At 73.9% G+C, this 4,695-nt stretch carries 2 protein-coding genes and 1 pseudogene; all 3 read right to left on the reverse strand.

Annotation, left to right across the window (positions count from 1 at the left end; all coding sequences use genetic code 11):
* The coding region (locus tag IE277_RS46165; protein WP_444544865.1) for a type I polyketide synthase at nucleotides 1-1,824 on the reverse strand (1,824 nt) is incomplete at its 3' end.
* 9 nt (nucleotides 1,825-1,833) lie between these two features.
* Nucleotides 1,834-1,887, reverse strand: a pseudogene (locus IE277_RS50240) (polyketide synthase docking domain-containing protein); the annotation flags it as partial.
* A 9-nt stretch (nucleotides 1,888-1,896) separates the two neighbouring features.
* Nucleotides 1,897-4,695 (reverse strand): type I polyketide synthase (locus IE277_RS46170; RefSeq protein ID WP_189960072.1); only part of this gene is annotated, 2,799 nt, incomplete at its 5' end.

Consider the following 4,695-nt stretch of genomic DNA (forward strand, 5'->3'; position numbering starts at 1 on the left):
CTCGATGGCGAACAGGGCCGGCTGGGTGTAGGCGGTGCTGTTCAGCAGCTCCTCGTCCTCGCCCCAGATCACCTCGAACAACGGCCGATCGAGATAGGTGTCCACAGCCGCCGCGACCTCGTCCAACGCAGTGGCGAACACCGGGAACGCGGCGTGCAGTTCGCGGCCCATGCCCAGGCGCTGGGCGCCCTGGCCGGTGAACAGGAACGCCGTCCTGCCCTCCCGTGCCGAGCCGGTGACGACGTCCGCCGACGCCGTGTCCTCGGCCAGTGCGGTCAGGGCGGCCAGCAGGTCCTCGCGAGACTGGCCGAGCACCACCGCGCGGTGGTCGAGGCGGGCCCGGCGGGCGGCCAGACCCCGGCCGACCGAGGCGATGTCTTCGTCATTCAGCTTCTCGGCGTACACGGCCAGGCTCCGTGCCTGCTCCCGCAGTGCCTGTGCCGTACGCCCGGAGACCACCCACGGCACCAGCGACGGCTCGAAACCGGCATCGATACCGTCACCTGCGCCGTCCTCCTCTTCGGCCGGAGCCTCCGCCACCGGCGGCTCTTCCACGATCACGTGGGCGTTCGTGCCGCTCAGGCCGAAGGAGGAGACACCCGCGCGGCGTACGCGCTCGGCGGAGGACGGCCAGTCGACCGCCTCCGTCAGCAGCCTGACGTTGCCCGCCTCCCAGTCCACATGCGGCGTCGGCTCGTCCACGTGCAACGTCTTCGGCAGGACGCCCATGCGCAGCGCCTGGACCATCTTGATGACGCCCGCGACTCCGGCCGCCGCCTGCGCGTGACCGATGTTGGACTTCAGGGAGCCCAGCCAGAGCGGCTTGTCCTCGTCCCGGTCCTGGCCGTAGGTCGCCAGCAGCGCCTGGGCCTCGATGGGGTCACCGAGCGTCGTACCCGTGCCGTGGGCCTCCACCGCGTCGACGTCGGCGGTGGTCAGGCCGGCCGAGGCCAGCGCCTGCTGGATGACCCTCCGCTGGGAGGGGCCGTTGGGGGCGGTCAGGCCGTTGGACGCGCCGTCCTGGTTGACCGCCGAGCCGCGCACCACCGCCAGGACCTGGTGGCCGTTGCGGCGCGCGTCGGAGAGGCGCTCCAGGAGGAGGACGCCGACGCCCTCGGACCAGCCGGTGCCGTCGGTCGTGGCGGCGAAGGACTTGCAGCGGCCGTCCTTGGACAGGCCGCGCTGGCGGCTGAACTCGACGAACACCTCGGGGGTGGACATCACGGCGACACCGCCGGCGAGGGCGAGGGTGGACTCGCCGGAGCGCAGCGACTGGGCGGCCAGGTGGATGGCGACCAGGGAGGAGGAGCAGGCTGTGTCGATGGTGACGGAGGGGCCCTCGAAGCCGAAGACGTAGCTGACCCGGCCCGACGCGATGGATCCGGTCGCGTTGTTGTAGGGGTAGTCGTGGTACATCATCCCGGAGTAGACGCCGGTCTTGCTGCCCTTGAGGGCGTACGGGTCGATGCCGGCGCGCTCGAAGACCTCCCAGGACGCCTCCAGCAGCAGCCGCTGCTGGGGGTCCATGATGAGGGCCTCGTTGGGGCTGATGGAGAACAGGGCGGGGTCGAAGCGGTCGGCGTCGTGCAGGAAGCCACCCTGGTTGACGTACGTAGTGTTCGGGCGTTCGCCGTCGGGGTCGTACAGGCCCTCGACGTCCCAGCCGCGGTTGGCGGGGAACTCGGTGACGGCGTCGCGCCCCTCGTCGACCAGCCGCCACAGTCCCTCGGGGGAATCCACGCCACCCGGGTAGCGGCAGGCCATGCCGATGATGGCGATGGGCTCCCGGGCGGCGGCCGTCAGATTCCGGTTCTGGGTGCGCAGCCGGGCGGTTTCCTTCATGGACGCCCGGAGTGCGTCGAGGAGCTTCTGGTCAGAAGTGGACATCTGCTTCTCTCACATTCCCTGTGTGTCGTCCAGCCCGAGACCGTCGAGCGCCATGCTGATGAGACTCTCGGCGTCCAGGTCGTCGATCGCTTCCTCGTCGGCGACCGTCTGCTGCGTGTGCTGCTGGGTGCCGTCGGCGTCCGCGTCCGCGTCGGCGAGGCCGAGCAGGGCGTCCATGACGCCCAGTTCGCGCAGCCGGGCCAGCGGGACGCTCTGCAGCAGCCGGCGGATCCGTGCCTCGTCCTCCGGGCCGGTGCCGGTCGCGTCGTCCGCCGGGCGCAGTTGCTCGGCGAAGTGCTCGGCGACGGCCGCCGGGGTGGGGTAGTCGAAGACCAGCGTCGGCGGCAGGCGCAGCCCGGTGGCCTCGGCGAGGCTGTTGCGGAAATCGACCGCGGACAGCGAGTCGAAGCCCAGCTCGTTGAAGTCGCGGGTCCTGCCGATCGCGTTGGCCGAGGAGTGGCCGAGGACGGCGGCCGCGTGCGCCCGTACCAGGTCGATCAGTTCGTCGGTGCGTGCCTGCTCGGACAGGGCGGCCATCCGGGTGCGGAAGGCGGTGACGTCGGCGGCCGTGGACTCGGCGCGGCGACGGGACCGGCCGGGGGCGAGTCCGCGCAGCAGCGGCGGTACGTCCGTGGCGGCGCGCAGTGCCCTGAGGTTGAGTCGCAGGGTGACCAGGGCGGGCGCGTCGTGGGCCTGTGCCGCGTCGAAGACGTCGGTGCCCTCGGTGCTGGAGAGGGTCTCGATGCCGAGCCGGCCGCTGCGGTCGGTGCCGGTGGCGGGCAGGTCGCCCGCCATGCCGCCGGTGCCGTCCTCGCCGGTCCAGGGGCCCCAGGCCAGGGACTGGGCGGGCAGGCCGGCCGCCCGGCGCCGGGTGGCGAGGGCGTCGAGGAGGGCGTTGGCCGCCGCGTAGTTGGCCTGTCCGGGGTTGCCGAGGACGCCGGCCGCCGAGGAGAACAGGACGAACGCGGCCAGGTCGTGGCCCGCGGTCAGCTCGTGCAGGTGCAGGGCCGCGTCGGCCTTCGGCCGCAGTACGGCCGTGAGCCGCTCGGGGGTGAGGGAGGCGAGGACGCCGTCGTCGATGACGCCGGCCAGGTGCAGTACGCCGGTCAGCGGACGGTCGGCGGGGATGCCGGCCAGCAGGTCGGCGAGGGCGGAGCGGTCTGCGATGTCGCAGGCGACGACCTGCGCATCGGCCCCCAACTTCCTTATTTCTTCGATGAGTTCGGATGCCCCGGCGGCGTGCGGGCCACGCCGGCTGGTCAGCACCAGGTGCCGTACGCCGTACGCGGTGACCAGGTGGCGGGCGAAGACGCGGCCCAGATGGCCGGTGCCGCCGGTGATCAGGACCGTGCCGTCGGGCGCGAACCGCGGTGCCTCGCCGTCGGCCGCGGTGGCGCGGGCCAGCCGGGGCACGAGGTGGCCGCCGTCGCGCACGGCCAGCTGCGGCTCGCCGGAGGCAACCGCGTGGGCGGCGGCGTCGGCGGGACCGTCGAGGAGGACGATCCGGCCCGGGTTCTCCGACTGCGCGGAGCGCACCAGGCCCCAGACGGCGGCACCGGCCAGGTCCGGCCGCTCCCCGTCGGCCACCGCGACCGCTCCTTCGGTGCGCACCACCAGTGCGGCGCCCTCGAAGCGCGGCTCGTCAAGCCACTGCCGCACGCTGCTCAGCGTGTCCGCCACCGTCTGGTGCACGGCGTCCGGGCCGGCGTCCGGCCCGCCCGGTGCCACGTCCAGGACGACGGCACCCGGCACCGGGGCGTCGGTGGACGCGGTGACCGGCTCCCAGCCGCCGACGGACGGCAGCTCGGGTGTCTCGGCGGTGAGGGCGGTCCACTCGACCGCGAACAGCGCGTCCTCGGCGGAGGGCGCCCCGGCGGCGCGGTCCGCGGCGGTGAGCGGCCGCAGCGCCAGCGAGCCGATCGCGGCGACCGGCGATCCGGCCCCGTCCTTGAGGTCCACGCGTACGCTGCCCTCGCCCCGCACCGAGACCCGCACCCGCAGCTGCCGGGCGCCCTCGGCGGTCAGGGAGATCCCCGACCAGGCGAACGGCAGCGCGGCCTGCCCGCCCGTCACGCCGGTGAGCGCGACCGGGTGCAGGGCGGCGTCGAGCAGGGCCGGGTGGACGCCGAAGCCGTCGGTGTCGACGCCCTCGGGCAGCGCCACCTCGGCGTAGACGGTGTCACCCGCGCGCCAGGCGGCCCGCAGGCCCTGGAACACCGTCCCGTAGGTCAGTCCGGCCTCGGCCACCTCGTCGTAGAACCCGTCGAGGTCCACCGGTTCGGCGCCCCGCGGCGGCCACAGCACCGCGTCGAAGTCGTCGTCCGCGCCGGCCGGTTCGGCGGTGAGGGTGCCGGTCGCGTGCCGCACCCACGGTTCGCCCTCCTCGCCGTGCGAGAAGAACAGCACCGGCCGCCGCCCGGTCCCGTCGTCGGCACCGACCGACACGCGTACGGCGACACCGCCGCGCTCCGGCAGCGCCAGCGGCGCCTCCAGGGTCAGCTCCTCCACCACCGGGCAGCCGACCTCGTCACCCGCGCGGACCGCCAGCTCGGCGAATCCGGTGCCCGGGAAGACGGCCGCCTCGCCGATCCGGTGATCGGCCAGCCAGGGCTGTACGGCCGCCGAGAGCCGCCCGGTCAGCACCACCCCGTCCGTCTCCGGCGCGGAGATGACCGCGCCGAGCAGCGGATGGTCGAGCGTGGTGAGCCCGAAGGAGGCGGCATCGCCCGCACCCTGACCGTCCAGGATCCAGAAGCGCTGGTGCTGGAAGGCGTACGTCGGCAGCCCGACACGCCGGGCACCCGTACC

Origin of the sequence: Streptomyces alanosinicus (genome assembly GCF_014650595.1) — a bacterium.
GTDB classification, from domain to species: domain Bacteria; phylum Actinomycetota; class Actinomycetes; order Streptomycetales; family Streptomycetaceae; genus Streptomyces; species Streptomyces alanosinicus.